This window comes from Gordonia asplenii (assembly GCF_012933505.1).
GTDB lineage: Bacteria > Actinomycetota > Actinomycetes > Mycobacteriales > Mycobacteriaceae > Gordonia > Gordonia asplenii.
The window spans coordinates 61157-77229 of the sequence record NZ_JABBNB010000011.1 but is presented as its reverse complement, the minus strand read 5'-3'; the positions used below and the strand labels follow the sequence as shown (position 1 = coordinate 77229).

The following is a 16073-nucleotide window of genomic DNA, read 5'->3' as shown; positions in this document are numbered from 1 at the left end:
CAGACGACTATAGCGCCGAGGCGCGTACGTCTGCCGCATGACCGGCCGGGCCGGGCCGGCTCCGTCAGACTGCGACGGAGTCACGGCGCGCGGTCTCGCCCTTCGCCTCGATGAATCCGGGAGGGCCGAAGATGTATCCGAGGCGGCCGCGCCAGGTGCGGGCGTGTGCGGAGTCGCGGAGCATGTTGATCGTCTCCAGGTAGTTGTATTTGATCGGGTTCTGGGTCTCGATGTCGTGGATGAGTCCGTACCGAACGGGTTCGGTCTCCTCGGCGTACGAGCCGAAGATGCGGTCCCAGATGATGAACACACCGCCGTAGTTCTTATCGATGTACGGCTGATTGGAACCGTGGTGCACGCGGTGATGCGACGGAGTGTTGAACAAGAACTCCCACGGCGCCCAGAGTTTGCCGATGCGCTGGGTGTGGCACGGAAGCTGGAAGATCAGTCCGGCAGTGTTCAGCAGGAAGATCAACCAGACCGGGAATCCGAGCAAGGCCGCGGGTAGCCATGCGAGGCTGCGCAATGTGTAGGACACCGGGTGGAACCAGGGCAAACGCAGGTTGGTGGACATGTTGAAGTGAGTGCTCGAGTGGTGAACGCTGTGCGCGGCCCAGAGCAGCCGGACCCGGTGATCGGCCCGATGTGCCCAGTAGTAGCAGAAGTCGGTCACGATCAGGCCCAGCACCCATACCCACCAATGTCGGGCGGACAGATGCAGCGGGGTCAGGGCGGAGGCGATGACGATGGTGGAGAACGGGAGCACATACTGGGTGACCATCTTCACCGCGGAGTTGATCAGGTAGGTGGCCCAGTTGCCGGCGTAGTCGCGCAGGAAACCGGACGAGCGCCCTGAGCCGTCGTCTCTCGCGTTGGCGTTGTCGGGGTCGCGCCGCTCGTCGATCCATTCGACGACCGAGAGCACGATGAATGCGGGAACTGCTGCGATGAGGAGTGTTGTTGTTGCGTCCATGGGAATAACGGTATGGACAGCGCGAGTCCGAAACATCGTGCGCGCGGCTGATTTCGTCTCCCCCGCGTGGGGGAGATCGGCCGCAGGTCGTTATGCGATGGGATCGAGACGGCGAGCGAGGTAGTCCCACACCTGATGTTGCGCCTCGTCCGAGTAGATGTGCTCGCACTTGGCTCGGGACTCCTCCGGATCCGACCAACTGGGCGTGCCGCCGTAACCGAGCGTGGTCAGTTGCTGTTGACACGCGCGGTCGAGGATCACCGCAGCCACGGTGGCGGTCTCCAGATCGGGTCCGACGGTGACGATTCCGTGGTTGACGAGGAACAGTGCCTGAGCGTCGCCGAGGGCGCGCGCCACGCTGCGACCCAGGTCCTGGGTGAGAATCAGGTCCGCGGTGTCGGTGAACCGGGGGACTCCATGCTCGGCGAAGTAGTTGGCCTCGTGGCTGACCGGCAGCAACTCGGCGGCAGCGGCGGCTAGCGCCACGGCGTAGCGGCTGTGTACGTGGACCACACCGCCCACGTCCGGTCGGGCCGCCAGCACTTCGGTGTGGATCGGGTACTCGCTGTGGCGCTGACCGCCGCCGTCGAGAACGTCGCCGGCGGGCGAGACCAGATGCACGCGCTCCGGGGTGATCTCGTCGAGGCCGTACGAGGCCTGCTTGAGCCAGGCGCCCCGGCCCGCGGGGTCCCGGGCGCTGACGTGGCCCCAGATCAGGTCGCCCGCGCCGGTCGCGGCCAAGATGCGGGCGGACGTGGCGACGGTGCTGCGCAGGCTGTCCTCGGTGCTGGTCATGAGATTTTCCTATCGGTCGATTCGTGGGTGGGAGGTGGGTCGGCGGGCTCAGCGGAACATGATGTTGACGACCTTCTCGTCGGTGTAGCTCAGGAGTTCCTCGAGGCACTCCTCCTTGCCTCCGACACCCGATCCCTTGACGCCGCCATACGGGACATTCGGGAAATGCGTCGATGACCCGTTGATCCAGGTGTGGCCGGCCTCGAAGTCGCGGGTCACTCGATGCGCTCGGTTCAGGTCGCAAGTCCATACGCTCGCGGTGAGCCCGTAGTCGACGGAGTTGGCGATCTCCACCGCCTCCTCCTCGGTGTCGAACGGGATGACGGAGAGCACCGGGCCGAAGACCTCTTCGCGTGCGATCCGCGCTCCGGGGTCGACGTCCGCGAACACCGTCGGGGCGACGAAATAGCCGGTGGCACACCGGTCGCCCTCGGGGCGCCCGCCGCCGGTAATCAGCCGCGCGCCCTCGGCAAGTGCGACGTCGATGTAGGACAGGGATTTCTCGTACTGGGCCCGGTTGATCATGGTGCCCTGTTCGGTGGCCTCGTCGAGCGGATCGCCGATCGTCCTCTCGCGCACCAGTTCCGCGACGCGGTCGATGACGGCCTCGTAGATGGGGCGTTGCACCAGTAGCCGCGAGTTGGAGCCACAGGACTGCCCGGACCAGGTGAAGTTCATCCCGAACACGGCCCCCGCGGCCGCGGACTCGATGTCGCTGTCGGCGAAAACGACCATCGCGTTCTTGCCGCCGAGCTCCAACGTCACATGTTTGACCGCGGACTCCGCGGCCGCGCGTTGGATCGCGCGTCCGGTCGGCTCCGAGCCGATGAACCCGATGCGGCGCACAGCACGGTGGCGCACGAGGCGGTCGGGTGTCGCCGGACCATCGCCGACGACGATGTTCACGACGCCGGCCGGGAACACCTGCGCGGCAAGCTCACCGAGCCGCAGCGTGGACAGGGGAGCGGCCTCCGGCGGCTTTCCCACGACGGGGTTGCCGGCGACGAGCGGTGCCGCCATGCGGCACGCGAACATCAGCGGGTGGTTGTACGGCCAGATCTTGGCGACCACACCCACGGGCTCGCGGACCGTCACGTGCAGCGCGTTGGAGGCGGGAATAGTCTGCCCCTTCATCTCCAGCGCGAATCCGGCGAACATCCGCATCTGCTGGAGCGCGATCTGTACATCGAATCGTGCGTTGCTGATCGGGGACCCGGCGTCGACGCTGTCCAGGAACGCGAGCTCGTCGGCATGACTCTCGATCAGGTCGGCGAAGCGCAGCACCAGCGCGGCCCGATCGGTCGGGGGAACCGCTCGCCACTGGGCGCGGGCGGCGGTGGCCGCGTCGACGGCAGCGTCCACGTCCTCCGGCGTCGCATCGGGAACCTGCGCAAGGGGCGATTCGGTGAACGGGTCCGACGTGGTGAAGGTCGCACCGTCGGCAGCGGGACGAAGGTCGCCGCCGATCAGGAGCCGCCACGGGTGGTCGGCCAGCGCCGCGATCCGGTCGTGGTAGGCGGCGTGTCCGCCGCGCTGAGGGGGCTTCGTCATGGCAATAGCTCCTCGCCGGAACCGATCGACCGCGTGAGTAACTCGTGCAACTGGTCGTCGGTGAAATCCTTGCGGTTGTTGATGCGGAAGGGGTGTCCGGTGCTTGCGGCGATCATCGATGCGATCTGTCGTTCGCCGACTGTGGCACTGTCGAATTGCGGGTGGAATCCGAGCACTTCGTACAGTGCGGGTAGCCGGTCGATCAGATCAGCGGCGTCCGGCGAAACCGCGGACCGGTTGAGTTCGGCCACCCGCGGTAACAGGACTCCGTTCTGCAACCCGTGCGGCAGGGTGACCTGGACCGACGCCGATAGGGCGTGCACCAGGCCGAGGCCACTGTTGCCGCAGGCCAGGTTGGCTGCGGTGCTGGCCTCGAGTAGCCGCTGCAGCGCGGCGTCGTTGTCGCCGTCGGCATTCGCGCTCCCGGCACCCGCGACGGCCACCGGCAGCGTCGCCAGGATCTCGTGCGCGGCGCGGATCGCGAGCGACTCGGTGAACACGGTGGAGCCGTTGGCCCACAACGATTCCAATGCGTGGGTGAGTGCGTCGAGGCCCGCATACAGCATCGGCAGGCGCGGCAACCGTCGCAAGATCGTCCCATCGAGGATCGCAGTGCACGGCTCGCATCCCGGGCCGCGCACGATGATCTCCCGGTCGCGGCCGGGCTCGTGCAAGACCAGGGCGTTCGACACCTCGCTGCCGCTGCCGGCGGTGGTTGGGACGGCAACCGTCGGTGCGGGGAGTCGTGGGACCCGGCCCGTGCCCTCGTAGGCGGTGATCGGTCCGGGGCTGGTGAGCTGGATCGACACGGCCTTCGCCGCGCCGAGTCCCGACCCGCCGCCCACGGCGAGCACGCTTGCGCAGCCGGCCGATCGCGCCGCGTCGGCGGCGGCCTCGACTGCGGCGAGGTCGGGGTCGGGATCGACCAACGCCGTGGTGCCGATCCGGCTCTCGTCGACGTGGCCGAGGAGCTCCGCCAGCAGCCCGATATCGGCCAGCCCGGAATCGGCGACGACCGCGGTGGGGCCGGGCAGGCTCGCCAGTTCCGCGTCGAGGCGGTCGAGGCTTCCCAGCCCCGCCACGACCCGCGTCGGGGCGCTGAAGGTGCGCACAGACATGGTGCCTCCTACCGCAGCTCGATGGTGAGGGTGTCTGCCGCGCCCGGCCGGGCGACGGCGCTGTCGAGCAGCGTGCCGCAACCCGGGCAGGCGTACTCGCGCAGCTCCAAGCCCTCGTGAAGCCGGAGGAACGAACCGTGGCCCAACGGATCGACCACGCGGCGCACCGTTCCCGCCAGCCAGTCGTTCGACGGGCCGAGCGCGGCACCGCACCGGCAGTGAACGACGCCGTCGTCCGCCCTGATCAGCGACGGCCCGATCGGCAGCCCCGCGGCGGCGGACTCGGTCCGCGCGTGCGCCCCGCTGGCACGCGCCGCACGGATCTCGCCCCGGCGGGCTGAGGTTGCCTGATCGTCGACCCGGCCGTCCACCAGGATCACTCCGTACAGGTCGGATGCGGCCTCGACGCTGACGTATCCGTGCTCGACGTCGGTGGCCACCGCTCTCGGCTCGCGGGTGAGTGGATCGCCGTACCCGCCGCCACCCTGGAAGCTGTAGGCCAGGGTGTCCCCGGGGCGCAGCGCGAGGAAGCCTGGCTTGGCGCCCAGCACCTCCCGGTCATCGCCGGTCAGCTCCAGGTCGTCGACGGAGGTAATCCGGCCCGCGGGGCTGTCGCCGGCGCAGCGAACGAGCTGATTGCGGTTGCACGAGCCCTCCAGACCGCCGAACAAGCCGATGCTGTTGGGCACCTCGACACCGTGCCCGACGATCATCGCGGTCAGTTCGTCCGTGTCGTGCGGCGTGATCGCCAGGCCGACGGTGGCGCCGCCACGGAACTGCCCGGCACCGCCGGTATCGGTGAGGATCGACCGATAGAGGAACAGGATCGGGCCGTTCGCCTCGTGGCTCTCGACGTTGGTGATCGCCGGGCGGGGGACACAGAAGTCGCCGGAGCCGTTGAGCCCGTCGTGATCTCGGTATGCACCGCCACCGCCGGCTGTGGAGTCGAGGAGGAAGTTGCCGTAGGGGAGACCGTCGCGGTCGCGGCCGTTGAGCACGAGTGCTGTCATCGACCCCTTCGTGACCGCTGCGGAGTCCTGCGCCGTGAGGGGCGAGGTGGCCGCGAGGCGCGACAACGCCGCCAACGCCACGTTCTGCACCACCCACACCGCCGAGATGGTGGCCGACGAGACCGGCGCGGGCCAGGTGGCGTTGCAGATGACGCCGTCGGGCGCGGTGATGGTGAGCGGCCGGAACAGTCCTTCGTTCCAGCTGATCCGCGGGGCGAGAGTGGGGAGCAACGCCGTGAAGACGCCGGCGACCAGTCCCGATCGCGTGCAATTGACGAATCCCGGGGCCTGTGGATCGGTACCGGTGAAATCGAAGTCGAGGTGGTCGTCGGACTTGGTCACGGTGAGCCGGAACTCGTACAGCGCGTTGGTGTGTCCGTCGTGTTCGAGGTAGTCGACGGCGCGGAAGACGCCGTCGGGCAGTTCGCGCAGACGATCCCGGAGCTGCTGTTCCGCGTGGTCGATCTCGAGGTGCATCACCCGCAGCACCACGTCGAGACCGTAGCGCTCGAACAGCTCGCCCAGCCGTCGTGCGGCGACCTGGTTCGCCGCGATCATCGCCTTCAGATCCAGGCCCACGGCCATCGGCATCCGGGTCATCCCCATCACCATGTCCCACAGGTCACCGCGGATCTCGTTGTTCTCCACGATCTTCACGCCCGACAGCAACATGGCCTCCTGCTGGATCTCGGTCGCGCCGAAGGCCCAACTGCCGAAATTCAGGCCGCCCACATCGATCTGGTGCGCACACGCGCCGACCCAGGCAACTCGCTCTCCGTCGTGGAAGACGGGAGCGACGATGGAGACGTCCTGCTGATGCAGCGCGCCCTTGTACGGGTTGTTGAGGATGAACATGTCCCCCTCGGCGATGCCGGGGTTGTCCGAACGATCGGCGATGATGTTGCGTACGACGCTCGCCATCGATCCGGAGTGGAACAGCACCTGCGGGCCCATCGTGACGATCGAGCCGTCGGACAGGTAGGTCCCGACGTTGAAGTCGGTGGCGTCGGTGACCACCGGGGAACCCGACACCGATTTGAGGGTGATCGCCTGCTCCTCGGTGATCGCCGAGAGCCGGTTGCGGATCACCTCGAAGCTGATCGGATCGACCTCGGTCGCGGCCGCTGCCAGTGTGTCTGTACTCATGATTGGTCTCCTGTCGCGCTCAGGCGGTGATGATCAGATTGCCGAAGGTGTCGATGCCGACCTGCTGGCCGAGGCCGGTGTACACCGTGGTGGTGGGATGTTCGACCACGGCCGGTCCGCGGATCTTCCGGCCCGGCTGGAGCGAATGCCAGTCCACGACCGTGGCATCCAGCCAATCGCGGGCCGCGACGTCGTAGACCCGCCGTGCGTGCTCGCGCTGCGCGGCGACCGGAGCGGTGTCTCGAAACGCCGGTTTGGGCGTGCGGCCGATGCCGCTGACTCGGAAGGTGGTGAGTTCGATGCCCGCCTCACGGAAGCCTGCGCCCTTGCCGTAGGTGTCCTCATACGCGGTCTCGAACCGGTCGACGATCCCGCGGACCAGCTCGGCGGTGATAGCGCCCGGTTCCACCGGGATGATCAACTCATGGGTCTGGCTCCGATAGCGGACGTCCACCGACCGTTCGATGATCATGTCCGCGGGCTCGACGCCGTCGCGGGCGAGCTGAGCCCGGGTCGATGCCCCCAACTCGGCATAGATCTCATCGAGTGCGCGAGCGTCGATGTCCTCCCACGGGCTGGTGTTGCCCGGCGTCGTCTTGACCAGGAACGAGCGCTCCGTGCCGTGGTAGATGTCCGCGGCGAGCGCCCCGTAGGCCGAGTGCGCCATCGACGTGGCGGGGACCACGATCTGCGCGACCCCGAGATCTCCCCCGAAGCCCGCGCAGTGCATCGGGCCGGCGCCGCCGTAGGCGTAGAGCACGAAGTCACGAGGATCGAGCCCTCGGCCGACTGACAGCTCGCGGAGGGTGTCGGCCATCCGCGAATCGACGATGTGCCGGATACCGGCGGCCGCCTCCACGAGGGACAGGCCCAGGGGCTCCGCGATCTGGGTGGCGATGGCCTCCTGCGCGGCGCGCTTGTCCAGCTGCATGCGTCCGCCGAGGAATGTGTCGGGATCGATCACGCCCAGCACCACGTCGGCGTCGGTCACCGTCGCCCGGGCGCCTCCGCGGCGATAGCAGACCGGCCCGGGGAAGGCGCCCGCGCTCTCCGGGCCGACGCGCAGTTCCCCGGCGACGACCTCGGCGATGGAGCCGCCGCCGGCACCTATCGCCGTGATGCTGACCATCGGCGCGGCCACGTGGTACTGCGCCACCTCGGTGACAGCTGAGACCACCGGCCGGCCGGCCACGATGAGCCCGACGTCGAAGCTGGTTCCGCCCATGTCGGAGGTGATGACGTTCGGGTGCCCCAGCTGCGCGGCGAGGTGTTGGCTGCCCAGCACGCCGCCGGTTGGGCCGCTGGCCAGCAGGAGAACGGCCTTGTCGGCCGCGTCGCGGGCACTCATCACACCACCGATGCTGTTGAGGACGCTGAATCGGCCTGACATGCCCGCTTCTCTCAGCTTGCGCTCCATGCGCTCGAGGTAGCGCTGCACGCTGGGTCCCAGGTAGCTGTTGAGCACGGTTGTCGACGTGCGCTCGTATTCGCCGAGAACGGGATTCACCTCGCTCGACAGGCTTACGTACACGTCGTCGCCCGCGAGTTCGCGCACGATCGCGGCGATCCGCTGTTCGTGATCCGGGTTGCGGAACGCCCAGAGCAGCGCGATCGCGTAGGCCTCGACACCGTCGGCAACGAGTTCCGCGACCGCGCTGCGCACTCCGGACTCGTCTAGCTCGATCACGACGGAGCCGGACTGATCCACGCGCTCGAGGACCTCCTTGATCCGACTGCGCGGCACCAGTGGATCGGGGTAGCGGCGGCGGCTGAACTCGCCGAGCTGCTCGACGGGGGTGCCGGCGGTGAACCCCATGAGGCGCTGCAGCAGCAGGGTGTCACCGAAACCCTTCGTCGTGATCAGGCCGGTGCGCGCCCCGCGGCGCTCGATCAGCGCGTTGGTGGCCTGCGTCGTGCCGTGCCCGAAGCTGGCGACCTGAGCCAGCATGTCGGCGAGGGATTCGCCGCGTTCCCCGGCGATCAAGCGCAGCGCGGCGAAGACGCCGTCCTCCAACGCCTGCGGCGTGGTCGGTGCCTTATTGGTGAGCACGGCACCGGTCTCGTCCATCACCACCACATCGGTGAAGGTGCCCCCGGTGTCCACGCCTACGTAGAGTCTTTGGTTCATCGTCATCTCGCCTTTCTCGTTCGTCGAGCACGTTGAGGAAGACCGTCCGTCAGGGGATGAATGTCGTTGTGCGACTGGGTTTATCGGCTATTCCGATGGGAAACGGTGCGGTACTGATCTGCTCGCACCGACGACGCTACTGTGATCTGGAAGACACTCGGCCTACGATTCTGATATGCGGAATCGGCCGACGTACGGGCAGAGTTCGGTCGACAATGCGCTGCTATTGCTGCACATCCTGCGAGACCAGGGGGTGGTGACGGTGAGCCAGGCCGCAGAGTTGCTGGGGGTGGCCAGGTCCACGGCGCACCGGCTGCTGGCAATGCTCGTATACCGCGATTTCGCCGTCGAGAACGAGGAGCACAAATACCTGCCCGGACCGGCGTTGTACGTCTCCGCCGTCGAGCACCGTCCGACGGGGGAGTACAACACGCACCTACGGCCGGCGATGGCGGCGATCTGCGCGGATACCGGCGAGACTGTGCAATTGGCGGTCCGCACCGGCCGGTGGGTGCGGTTCATCGCGACGGTCGAGTCGGAGCAGGCGATCCGGGTGGGCGATCGGCGCGGCGTCGCTCTGCCCGCACGGCTGACTGCGACGGGACGCGCGATACTCGCCGACCTCGCCGCACCGCAATTGCAGAAGCTCTACCGCAGTCCGGGTAACGACTCGGAGGCGGGCCTGGGCAATCAGCAGTGGCAACGGTTGGTGCGGGATCTGGAGACGACGCGGCGCCGCGGATACGCAGTCAACTCCGAGGACACCGAATCGGGTCTGGTGGCGGTCGGCGTCGGCGTTCGCGGCGCCGAAGGTCGGATCGCGGCGGCCATCTCGGTGGCGGGCCCGTCGACCCGGCTGGGCGAACGGAGGATCCGCGACCTCGGCGAGTACTTGATCGGTGCCGCGGGATCCCTACGGCTTCCCGCCGACGACGAACAGTAGGGAACAGTCGCGACGGTGGCTACTCCTGAAGCCGGAACTGCAACGCTGAGTGTGCGTCGGTGATCGCCTCGGCGAGTACGCGGGCGCGGGTCCCGACGTCCGGTGCGCACAGTGCCCGGTGCCGATCGGCCTGGGTGATCGGCATGAAAGCCGCTGTGGCGTAGGTATATTCGGACGCCGGCAGGTCGGGGCGGGCCAGTCGGGGGAGGGGCAGATCCTGCTTGTTCTCGTGAGTGTATGAGGCGAGGAAATCGATGAGTCGGGTCGAGGCCTGTTCGAGTTGGATCAGCCATCGGTCCCACTCTTTCGGCGTGATCGGCGGGTCCGGCCAGGTGGACACGCGCGCCCGCGGATAGGGGGCGTCGTCGAGCCATTCGTCGATTCGGATGCGTTCGACGCCGCGACACAGCAGGGCCCAGGTGCCGCCCGCGGACCGGCGGTGTTCGATGACCTCGGCGATGGTCCCGACGTCGGTGCGGATGTCGCCGCCGCCCACCTCGCTGCCGCGTTCGATCAGCACCACCCCGAAGCGCATGTCGCCGGAATCGATGCAGTCCTGCAGCATCTCCCGGTAGCGGGGCTCGAAAATGCGCAGCGGCAGATGCTCGCCGGGCATCAGTGCGGAACCGAGCGGGAACATCGGCATTTCGGTCATGCCGTCCAGCATGGCCGATGGCACTGACAAAGCGCCCGGGAATCGGCGTGGCGGGCAATGGCTTCCAGAATTGCAATATGCAAAACTTGTCGAATGACAAATGTTTGCCAGGCCGACGTAGATTCGCTGCAGCGGCTCACTCGAGACCTCCTCGCCGTCGCCATGACCACGGTGCAACAGAGCACCGATGTGTCGATGCAGCAGATGCGCCTGCTCTTCGCGGTACACGACGCCGGGTCGTCGTCGTGCGGAGTGCTCGCGCAGCAACTCGGCGTCGCGGCGTCGTCGGTGACCAGGCTCGCCGACCGACTCGTCGCGTCGGGTCTACTCGATCGGACGCACAGTGCGGACAACCGCAGCGTGGTGCTCCTGTCGCTGAGCGGCGCCGGGCGTGCGGTGATCGACGCCGTCGTCGAACGTCGGGCGGCTGTCTTTCGAAATGCATTGCGGCGCATGGACTCCAGGACGCGCAGGAATCTCGTGGACGGCCTCGCCGAGTTGCATATCGCCCTCGGCGACGATGTGCGCCAGACGGTGGGGTGACCGCGGTGGTGCTCAATACCCAGCTCGGTGACTTCGCGATCGACAAACGCATGCCGGTGATCGCGCTGCTCGCCGTTCCGGTCGGCGCGTTGGGGGCACTCGCCGCATGGGTTCTGCTCAAGTTGATCGGACTCGTCACCAACCTCTGCTTCTACGGTCGCGTGTCGACGCAACTCGTCGCGCCGGGTGCCGCAGCCCATCCCTGGTGGCAGATTCTGCTCCTGCCCATCGTGGGCGGGCTCATCGTCGGGCTGATGGCGAGGTTCGGCTCGGAGAAGATCCGCGGGCACGGCATGCCCGAAGCGATTGAATCGATCCTCACCCGCGGTAGCATCGTCGAACCGAAAGTCGCTGTACTCAAACCGATTTCGTCTGCGATCAGCATCGGCACGGGCGGTCCGTTCGGCGCCGAAGGACCGATCATCATGACCGGCGGCGCGATCGGATCCATTCTGGCGCAGCATCTTCACCTCACCGCCGACGAACGCAAGGTCCTGCTCGTGTCGGGGTCGGCGGCCGGAATGGCGGCGACCTTCAACTCGCCGTTGGCCGCTATTCTGCTCGCCGTCGAGCTGCTGCTCTTCGAGTGGCGGCCACGCAGCTTCGTGCCGGTGTGCGCGGCGGTCGCGGTGGCGACGGTGGTGCGCGCGCCGATCCTGGGTAGCGGTCCGATCTTCCCGGTCGTCACCGGTGGGGCGCACGCCTCGGCGCTGGTCGACGCACTGGCCGTCACGATCGGCGTCTGCGGCGCGGTCGTGGCGGTCGGCGCGACCTGGCTGGTGTATCGAGCCGAGGACGCGTTCGCGCGGCTGCCGCTGCATTGGATGTGGTGGCCGGCGATCGGCGGGCTCATCATCGGCGTCGGCGGCCTGGTGGAGCCGCAGGCGCTCGGCGTCGGGTACAACGTGATCGACGACCTGCTCACCGGCCACGCAACGGTGAACCTGATCGTCGGGATCCTCGTGGTGAAGACCCTGATCTGGTCGTTGTCACTCGGATCGGGCACGTCGGGCGGCGTGTTGGCGCCGATCTTCATGATCGGCGGTGCACTGGGCGCCGCGGTCGGGCTGGGGATGCCCGACGTGTTTCCCGGCTTCTGGGCGATCCTCGGTCTGGCGGCAGTCGTCGGGGGAGTGATGCGCTCCCCGTTGACCGGAGTCGTCTTCACGATGGAGCTGACCCAGGCGTGGTCGGTGGTGCTCCCGGTGATGATCGCCTCGGTCACGGCGTACGCGATCTCGGTGATGGTTCTGCGCCGATCCGTGCTCACCGAGAAGATCGCCCGACGCGGACTGCACCTGACCCGCGACTACACGACCGATCCGCTCGAGACGTTCTTCTGCGCCGACGTCGTGCATCGCGACCCGGACAGTCTCCGACTCGCGCGCGCAGCGTCGGGCCCGACGCTGGGTATGCGCGACACCTTGCGGCACGCGGCGTATCTGATGGCCGACAACGACGTCGAGACCGTTCCCGTCGTCGCCGACGACGGCGAGCTGGTCGGCGTCGTGCGGCTGTCGGACCTGTTGATCGCCCGCAGGCACGACCTCAACGAGGCTACCGAGCGGGAACGACCGCGAAGGTTGTTCATCCGGCCGTGACGAGCCGTTCGTCGACGCGGAGGTGGCATATCGCCGGTGCTGTTCCGACGAAATGCTTCCACTTTGATCGTTGATAATCTATCGTTTCCTTGTCGCCGAGATGAGGAGCGGTAGTGACGATGGCCACAGACATGGTTCTCCACGAACTCGAACTGGAAGTCGAGGTTCGCTCCGTGGTGCGCGAAGCGGAGGGCGTGGTGTCGCTGACCCTCGCACTCGACGACGGGCGGGCGCTGCCGCCGTGGACGCCCGGCGCGCATATCGACCTGATCCTGCCGACCGACGGCGATGAACCACTCGTCCGCCAGTACTCGCTGTGCGGTGACACGCGGGATCGTGGAACGTGGCAGGTCGGCATTCTGCGCACCCCCGACTCGCGTGGCGGGTCGGAGTACGTACACGACCGCATCGCGGCGGGCGACACCGTCCGCGTGCGTGGACCGCGCAATCACTTCACGCTGGTGCCCAGTCGCAAGTACCTCTTCATCGGCGGCGGCATCGGAATCACGCCACTGCTCCCGATGATCGCCGAAGCCGCGGGGGCGGGCGCTGACTGGACGCTGGTCTACGGCGGCCGCTCGCGCGGATCGATGGCGTTCCTGCCGCGACTCGCCGATCACGCTGATCGTGTCCGGTTGATGCCCGAAGACGAAGTCGGCCGCCTCGACCTCGGCGCCATTCTGTCGACACCCACGCCCGACACCCTCATCTACTGCTGCGGGCCCGAGGGGCTGCTCGACGCCGTCGAAGCGGCGTCGAGCAATTGGCCGGCCGGGTCGCTGCACCTGGAGCGCTTCTCCGCGAAGAACACCGGCGGCGAGAACACCGAATTCGACGTGATTCTCGAACGGTCGGGTGTCACGCTGACCGTCCCGGCCGACAAGTCGATCTACCAGGTCTGCAAGGACAACGGGATCGCCGTGCTCGGATCATGCCTGGAAGGCATCTGCGGCACGTGCGAGACCGACATCGTCGACGGCGAGGCGGACCACCGCGACGTCGTTCTCGACGACGACGAGCGCGCGGCCAACACGTCGCTGATGATCTGCGTGTCGCGCTGCCGCGGCCGCGAACTGACCCTGGACCTGTAGACCGGACTACTCAAGGACCGCCACGATGAGTGCACAGAGTTCCCCCGCATCCACCGACTTCCCGTACAACGCCTGGTACGCGGTTGCGAGCAGCAGCGAAGTCGGCCGATCTCCGCTCGGAGTCCGGCTCCTCGACACCGGCGTGGTGCTGTACCGCAAGCTGACCGGCGACATCGTCGCCCTCGCCGACCGCTGCATCCACCGGCCGTACCCGCTCAGCCGGGGCACCGTGTCGGGCGACGACCTCGTGGCCGCATACACCGGCTTCGTCTACCGCCCCGACGGCACCGTGGCATCGGTCCCCACGCAGACGAGCCCACCGGTCGGTGCCGCGGTGCGGACGTTCCCGGTGATCGAGCACGGTGGAGTCGTGTGGGTGTGGCCGGGGACCCCGGATCGGGCCGACCGGCGCCCGCTCATCGACCTCCCGTGGCTCGACGGTGACGGTTGGACGAGCTTCGGGCAGGCGTGGGTGACGCGTGCGACGGGCGCGCTATTGCAGGACAACTTCTCCGACATCACGCATGTCGCGCAGGTCGATCCGGTGCTCTCGCCGCCCGCTCTGCACGGCCCGCCGCCCACGCTCGTCGTCGAGGTGAGTGAGCAACAGGTTCGGTTCTGGCGTGACTTCCCGGCGTCGAAGCTGCAGAACTGGCAGTACGAGGTCCTCGGCATCGAACACGGCAGCGAGCACGTCCAGCACGAGGAGGGACTGTTCGCCAGCCCCGGTCTCTGGGTGGACCGATGGGACGTCGCCGGCCCCGACGGTCCGCTGCAGATGTACTTCAGTCACGCGATCACCCCGATCGATGCGACGACGACCCGCCACCACTGGGTGGTGAGCCGCAACTTCGGACACAGCGACGCGGTCACCGGCACCCTGCGCCCGCTGTTGACCGCGTACTACCGACGGGTCCAGGTCGAGCTGGAGATCATGCAGGGCGTGATCGACCGCGACGGCTGGGTCCGCGAAGTGAACGTCGCCGCCGACGCGGCGCTGATCCAGGTGCGCAAGGTGATGCGTCGCCTGCTCACCGAGGATGCACATCCCGGCCGCTGAACCGCGGTACACCCCCGCGGCGCCTGCCGCATCGACTCGCGCCGCAGATCCAGTAAGGAGAGCGACGTGACGTCGTTTCAGATAGTCAATCCGGCGACCGGCGAGCACGGTGCGCACTACCCGACCGCCACCGATGCGGAGATCGCGGCCGCGATCGCCGGCGCCGACTCGGCCTTCGAGCAGTGGCGACAGACGCCGCTGGACGAACGCGTCGACATCCTGCGCCGCGTCGCCGCGCTGCACCGCGAGCGTGCCCCGGAACTCGCCCGGATCATGGCCGCCGAGATGGGCAAGCCGGTGCGCGCCGGCCGCGGCGAAATCGGAATCTGCGATGACATCTACCGCTACTACGCCGACAACGCCGAGGCGATGCTGGTCGATCAGGCGGTGCCCGGCATCGACGCGGGTACCGCACTGATTCGGTTGGCGCCGATCGGCGTCATCCTCGGAATCATGCCGTGGAACTACCCCTACTACCAGGTGGCGCGATTCGCCGCGCCAAACCTGTTGCTGGGCAACACGATTCTGCTCAAGCATGCGCCACAGTGCCCGGAATCGGCGCGGCAGATGGAACGGATCTTCCTCGACGCCGGGCTTCCCGCGGGCGCCTACGTCAACGTGTTCGCGTCCAACGAGCAGGTCGCCGACATCATCGCCGACGACCGCGTTCAGGGGGTGTCGCTCACCGGCTCCGAACGCGCGGGAGCGGCCGTCGCTGAGATCGCCGGCCGACACCTCAAGAAGGCGGTGCTCGAACTCGGCGGATCGGACGCGTTCATCGTGCTCGACACCGACGACGTCGATGCACTGGTCGGCGAGGCGATCGTCGGGCGGATGGGCAACACCGGTCAGGCGTGCAATGCCACCAAACGCTTCTTCGTCCCCGACGACCTGTATGACGACTTCACCACCAAGTTGACCGCGGCCGTCGGGCAGATCGAACCGGGTGATCCCCTCGACGAAGCCACCACCATGGGACCGCTCGCGTCGGTCGCCGCCGCCACCGAGGTGGAGGCACAGGTGCGCGACGCCGTCGAGCGCGGTGCGACGGTGGAAGTCGGCGGACGTCGGGCGGGCCCCGACAGCGCGTATTACGCGCCGACCGTGCTCACCGGAGTTCAGCCGGGGATGAGAGCCTTCCGTGAAGAGATCTTCGGGCCGGTCGCCGTCGTGTATCGGTACGGCGACGTCGCAGACGCGATCACCGCGGCCAACGACTCACCGTACGGACTGTCGGCGTCGCTGCACTCGGCCGACCCGTTGCGCGCGCTCGCTCTCGCGGATCGGCTCGACGTCGGGATGGTGTTCATCAACGAGTCACCGTCGACCGCCGCGGCACTGCCCTTCGGCGGTGTGAAGCGCAGCGGTTACGGGCGCGAACTGGGCACGCTGGGCATTCAGGAATTCGCCAATCGCAAGCTGGTGCGGGCCAAGTCCGTATAGCCAGCAGACGACTGGG

Annotated in this window: 13 protein-coding genes; 6 read left to right on the top strand and 7 right to left on the bottom strand. The window is 67.7% G+C overall.

Features of this window, described 5'->3' with window-relative positions:
* Nucleotides 1-64: 64 nt before the first annotated feature.
* From HH308_RS12435 to HH308_RS12410, 6 genes are all read right to left on the bottom strand, one after another.
* The gene (locus tag HH308_RS12435) at nt 65-973 is read right to left on the bottom strand and encodes a sterol desaturase family protein (RefSeq protein WP_170194526.1); all 909 of its coding nucleotides are present in this window, start codon (nt 971-973) and stop codon (nt 65-67) included.
* 90 nt (nt 974-1063) lie between these two features.
* Nucleotides 1064-1768, bottom strand: a complete 705-nt coding sequence (locus tag HH308_RS12430; RefSeq protein WP_170194525.1) for a class II aldolase/adducin family protein — start codon at nt 1766-1768, stop codon at nt 1064-1066.
* Nucleotides 1769-1816: 48 nt separating this feature from the next.
* Nucleotides 1817-3319, bottom strand: a complete 1503-nt coding sequence (locus HH308_RS12425; protein WP_170194524.1) for an aldehyde dehydrogenase family protein — start codon at nt 3317-3319, stop codon at nt 1817-1819.
* A complete protein-coding gene (locus tag HH308_RS12420; RefSeq protein WP_170194523.1) occupies nt 3316-4437 on the bottom strand; it encodes an iron-containing alcohol dehydrogenase family protein in 1122 nt (373 codons plus the stop codon). The genes HH308_RS12425 and HH308_RS12420 overlap by 4 nt, the downstream gene beginning before the upstream one ends.
* A gap of 8 nt (nt 4438-4445) precedes the next feature.
* Complete coding sequence (locus HH308_RS12415) at nt 4446-6593, bottom strand: hydantoinase B/oxoprolinase family protein (protein ID WP_170194522.1); 2148 nt, start codon at nt 6591-6593, stop codon at nt 4446-4448.
* 19 nt (nt 6594-6612) lie between these two features.
* Complete coding sequence (locus HH308_RS12410; RefSeq protein WP_170194521.1) at nt 6613-8721, bottom strand: hydantoinase/oxoprolinase family protein; 2109 nt, start codon at nt 8719-8721, stop codon at nt 6613-6615.
* A gap of 175 nt (nt 8722-8896) precedes the next feature.
* On the opposite strand from HH308_RS12410, the gene HH308_RS12405 reads away from it, so the two are divergent.
* Nucleotides 8897-9664 (top strand): IclR family transcriptional regulator, encoded by a 768-nt coding sequence (locus tag HH308_RS12405; protein WP_170194520.1) that lies wholly within the window; start codon nt 8897-8899, stop codon nt 9662-9664.
* 19 nt (nt 9665-9683) lie between these two features.
* Here HH308_RS12405 and HH308_RS12400 read toward each other — a convergent pair whose 3' ends face one another.
* Nucleotides 9684-10319, bottom strand: a complete 636-nt coding sequence (locus tag HH308_RS12400; RefSeq protein WP_170194519.1) for an LON peptidase substrate-binding domain-containing protein — start codon at nt 10317-10319, stop codon at nt 9684-9686.
* Nucleotides 10320-10412: 93 nt separating this feature from the next.
* On the opposite strand from HH308_RS12400, the gene HH308_RS12395 reads away from it, so the two are divergent.
* The 5 genes from HH308_RS12395 to HH308_RS12375 all read left to right on the top strand — a co-directional run bounded on the left by HH308_RS12395 (nt 10413) and on the right by HH308_RS12375 (nt 16057).
* Complete coding sequence (locus tag HH308_RS12395; RefSeq protein WP_170194518.1) at nt 10413-10862, top strand: MarR family winged helix-turn-helix transcriptional regulator; 450 nt, start codon at nt 10413-10415, stop codon at nt 10860-10862.
* A gap of 5 nt (nt 10863-10867) precedes the next feature.
* Nucleotides 10868-12463, top strand: a complete 1596-nt coding sequence (locus HH308_RS12390; RefSeq protein ID WP_312870561.1) for a chloride channel protein — start codon at nt 10868-10870, stop codon at nt 12461-12463.
* 119 nt (nt 12464-12582) lie between these two features.
* Nucleotides 12583-13554 carry a PDR/VanB family oxidoreductase gene (locus HH308_RS12385; protein ID WP_246284564.1) on the top strand — a complete coding sequence of 324 codons (972 nt, stop codon included), beginning with the start codon at nt 12583-12585 and terminating at the stop codon, nt 13552-13554.
* Nucleotides 13555-13579: 25 nt separating this feature from the next.
* A complete protein-coding gene (locus HH308_RS12380) occupies nt 13580-14614 on the top strand; it encodes a Rieske 2Fe-2S domain-containing protein (RefSeq protein WP_170194517.1) in 1035 nt (344 codons plus the stop codon).
* A gap of 66 nt (nt 14615-14680) precedes the next feature.
* Nucleotides 14681-16057 (top strand): NAD-dependent succinate-semialdehyde dehydrogenase, encoded by a 1377-nt coding sequence (locus HH308_RS12375; protein ID WP_170194516.1) that lies wholly within the window; start codon nt 14681-14683, stop codon nt 16055-16057.
* The last annotated feature ends 16 nt before the right edge of the window (nt 16058-16073 follow it).

What these genes read in the sequence shown, in the direction of transcription:
- HH308_RS12400 (WP_170194519.1), bottom strand. Translation starts at nt 10,319, where the DNA reads ATGACCGAAATGCCGATGTTCCCGCTCGGTTCCGCACTGATGCCCGGC.
- HH308_RS12425 (WP_170194524.1), bottom strand. Translation starts at nt 3,319, where the DNA reads ATGACGAAGCCCCCTCAGCGCGGCGGACACGCCGCCTACCACGACCGG.
- HH308_RS12430 (WP_170194525.1), bottom strand. Translation starts at nt 1,768, where the DNA reads ATGACCAGCACCGAGGACAGCCTGCGCAGCACCGTCGCCACGTCCGCC.
- HH308_RS12395 (WP_170194518.1), top strand. Translation starts at nt 10,413, where the DNA reads ATGACAAATGTTTGCCAGGCCGACGTAGATTCGCTGCAGCGGCTCACT.
- HH308_RS12410 (WP_170194521.1), bottom strand. Translation starts at nt 8,721, where the DNA reads ATGAACCAAAGACTCTACGTAGGCGTGGACACCGGGGGCACCTTCACC.
- HH308_RS12415 (WP_170194522.1), bottom strand. Translation starts at nt 6,593, where the DNA reads ATGAGTACAGACACACTGGCAGCGGCCGCGACCGAGGTCGATCCGATC.
- HH308_RS12385 (WP_246284564.1), top strand. Translation starts at nt 12,583, where the DNA reads ATGGCCACAGACATGGTTCTCCACGAACTCGAACTGGAAGTCGAGGTT.
- HH308_RS12435 (WP_170194526.1), bottom strand. Translation starts at nt 973, where the DNA reads ATGGACGCAACAACAACACTCCTCATCGCAGCAGTTCCCGCATTCATC.
- HH308_RS12405 (WP_170194520.1), top strand. Translation starts at nt 8,897, where the DNA reads ATGCGGAATCGGCCGACGTACGGGCAGAGTTCGGTCGACAATGCGCTG.
- HH308_RS12420 (WP_170194523.1), bottom strand. Translation starts at nt 4,437, where the DNA reads ATGTCTGTGCGCACCTTCAGCGCCCCGACGCGGGTCGTGGCGGGGCTG.
- HH308_RS12380 (WP_170194517.1), top strand. Translation starts at nt 13,580, where the DNA reads ATGAGTGCACAGAGTTCCCCCGCATCCACCGACTTCCCGTACAACGCC.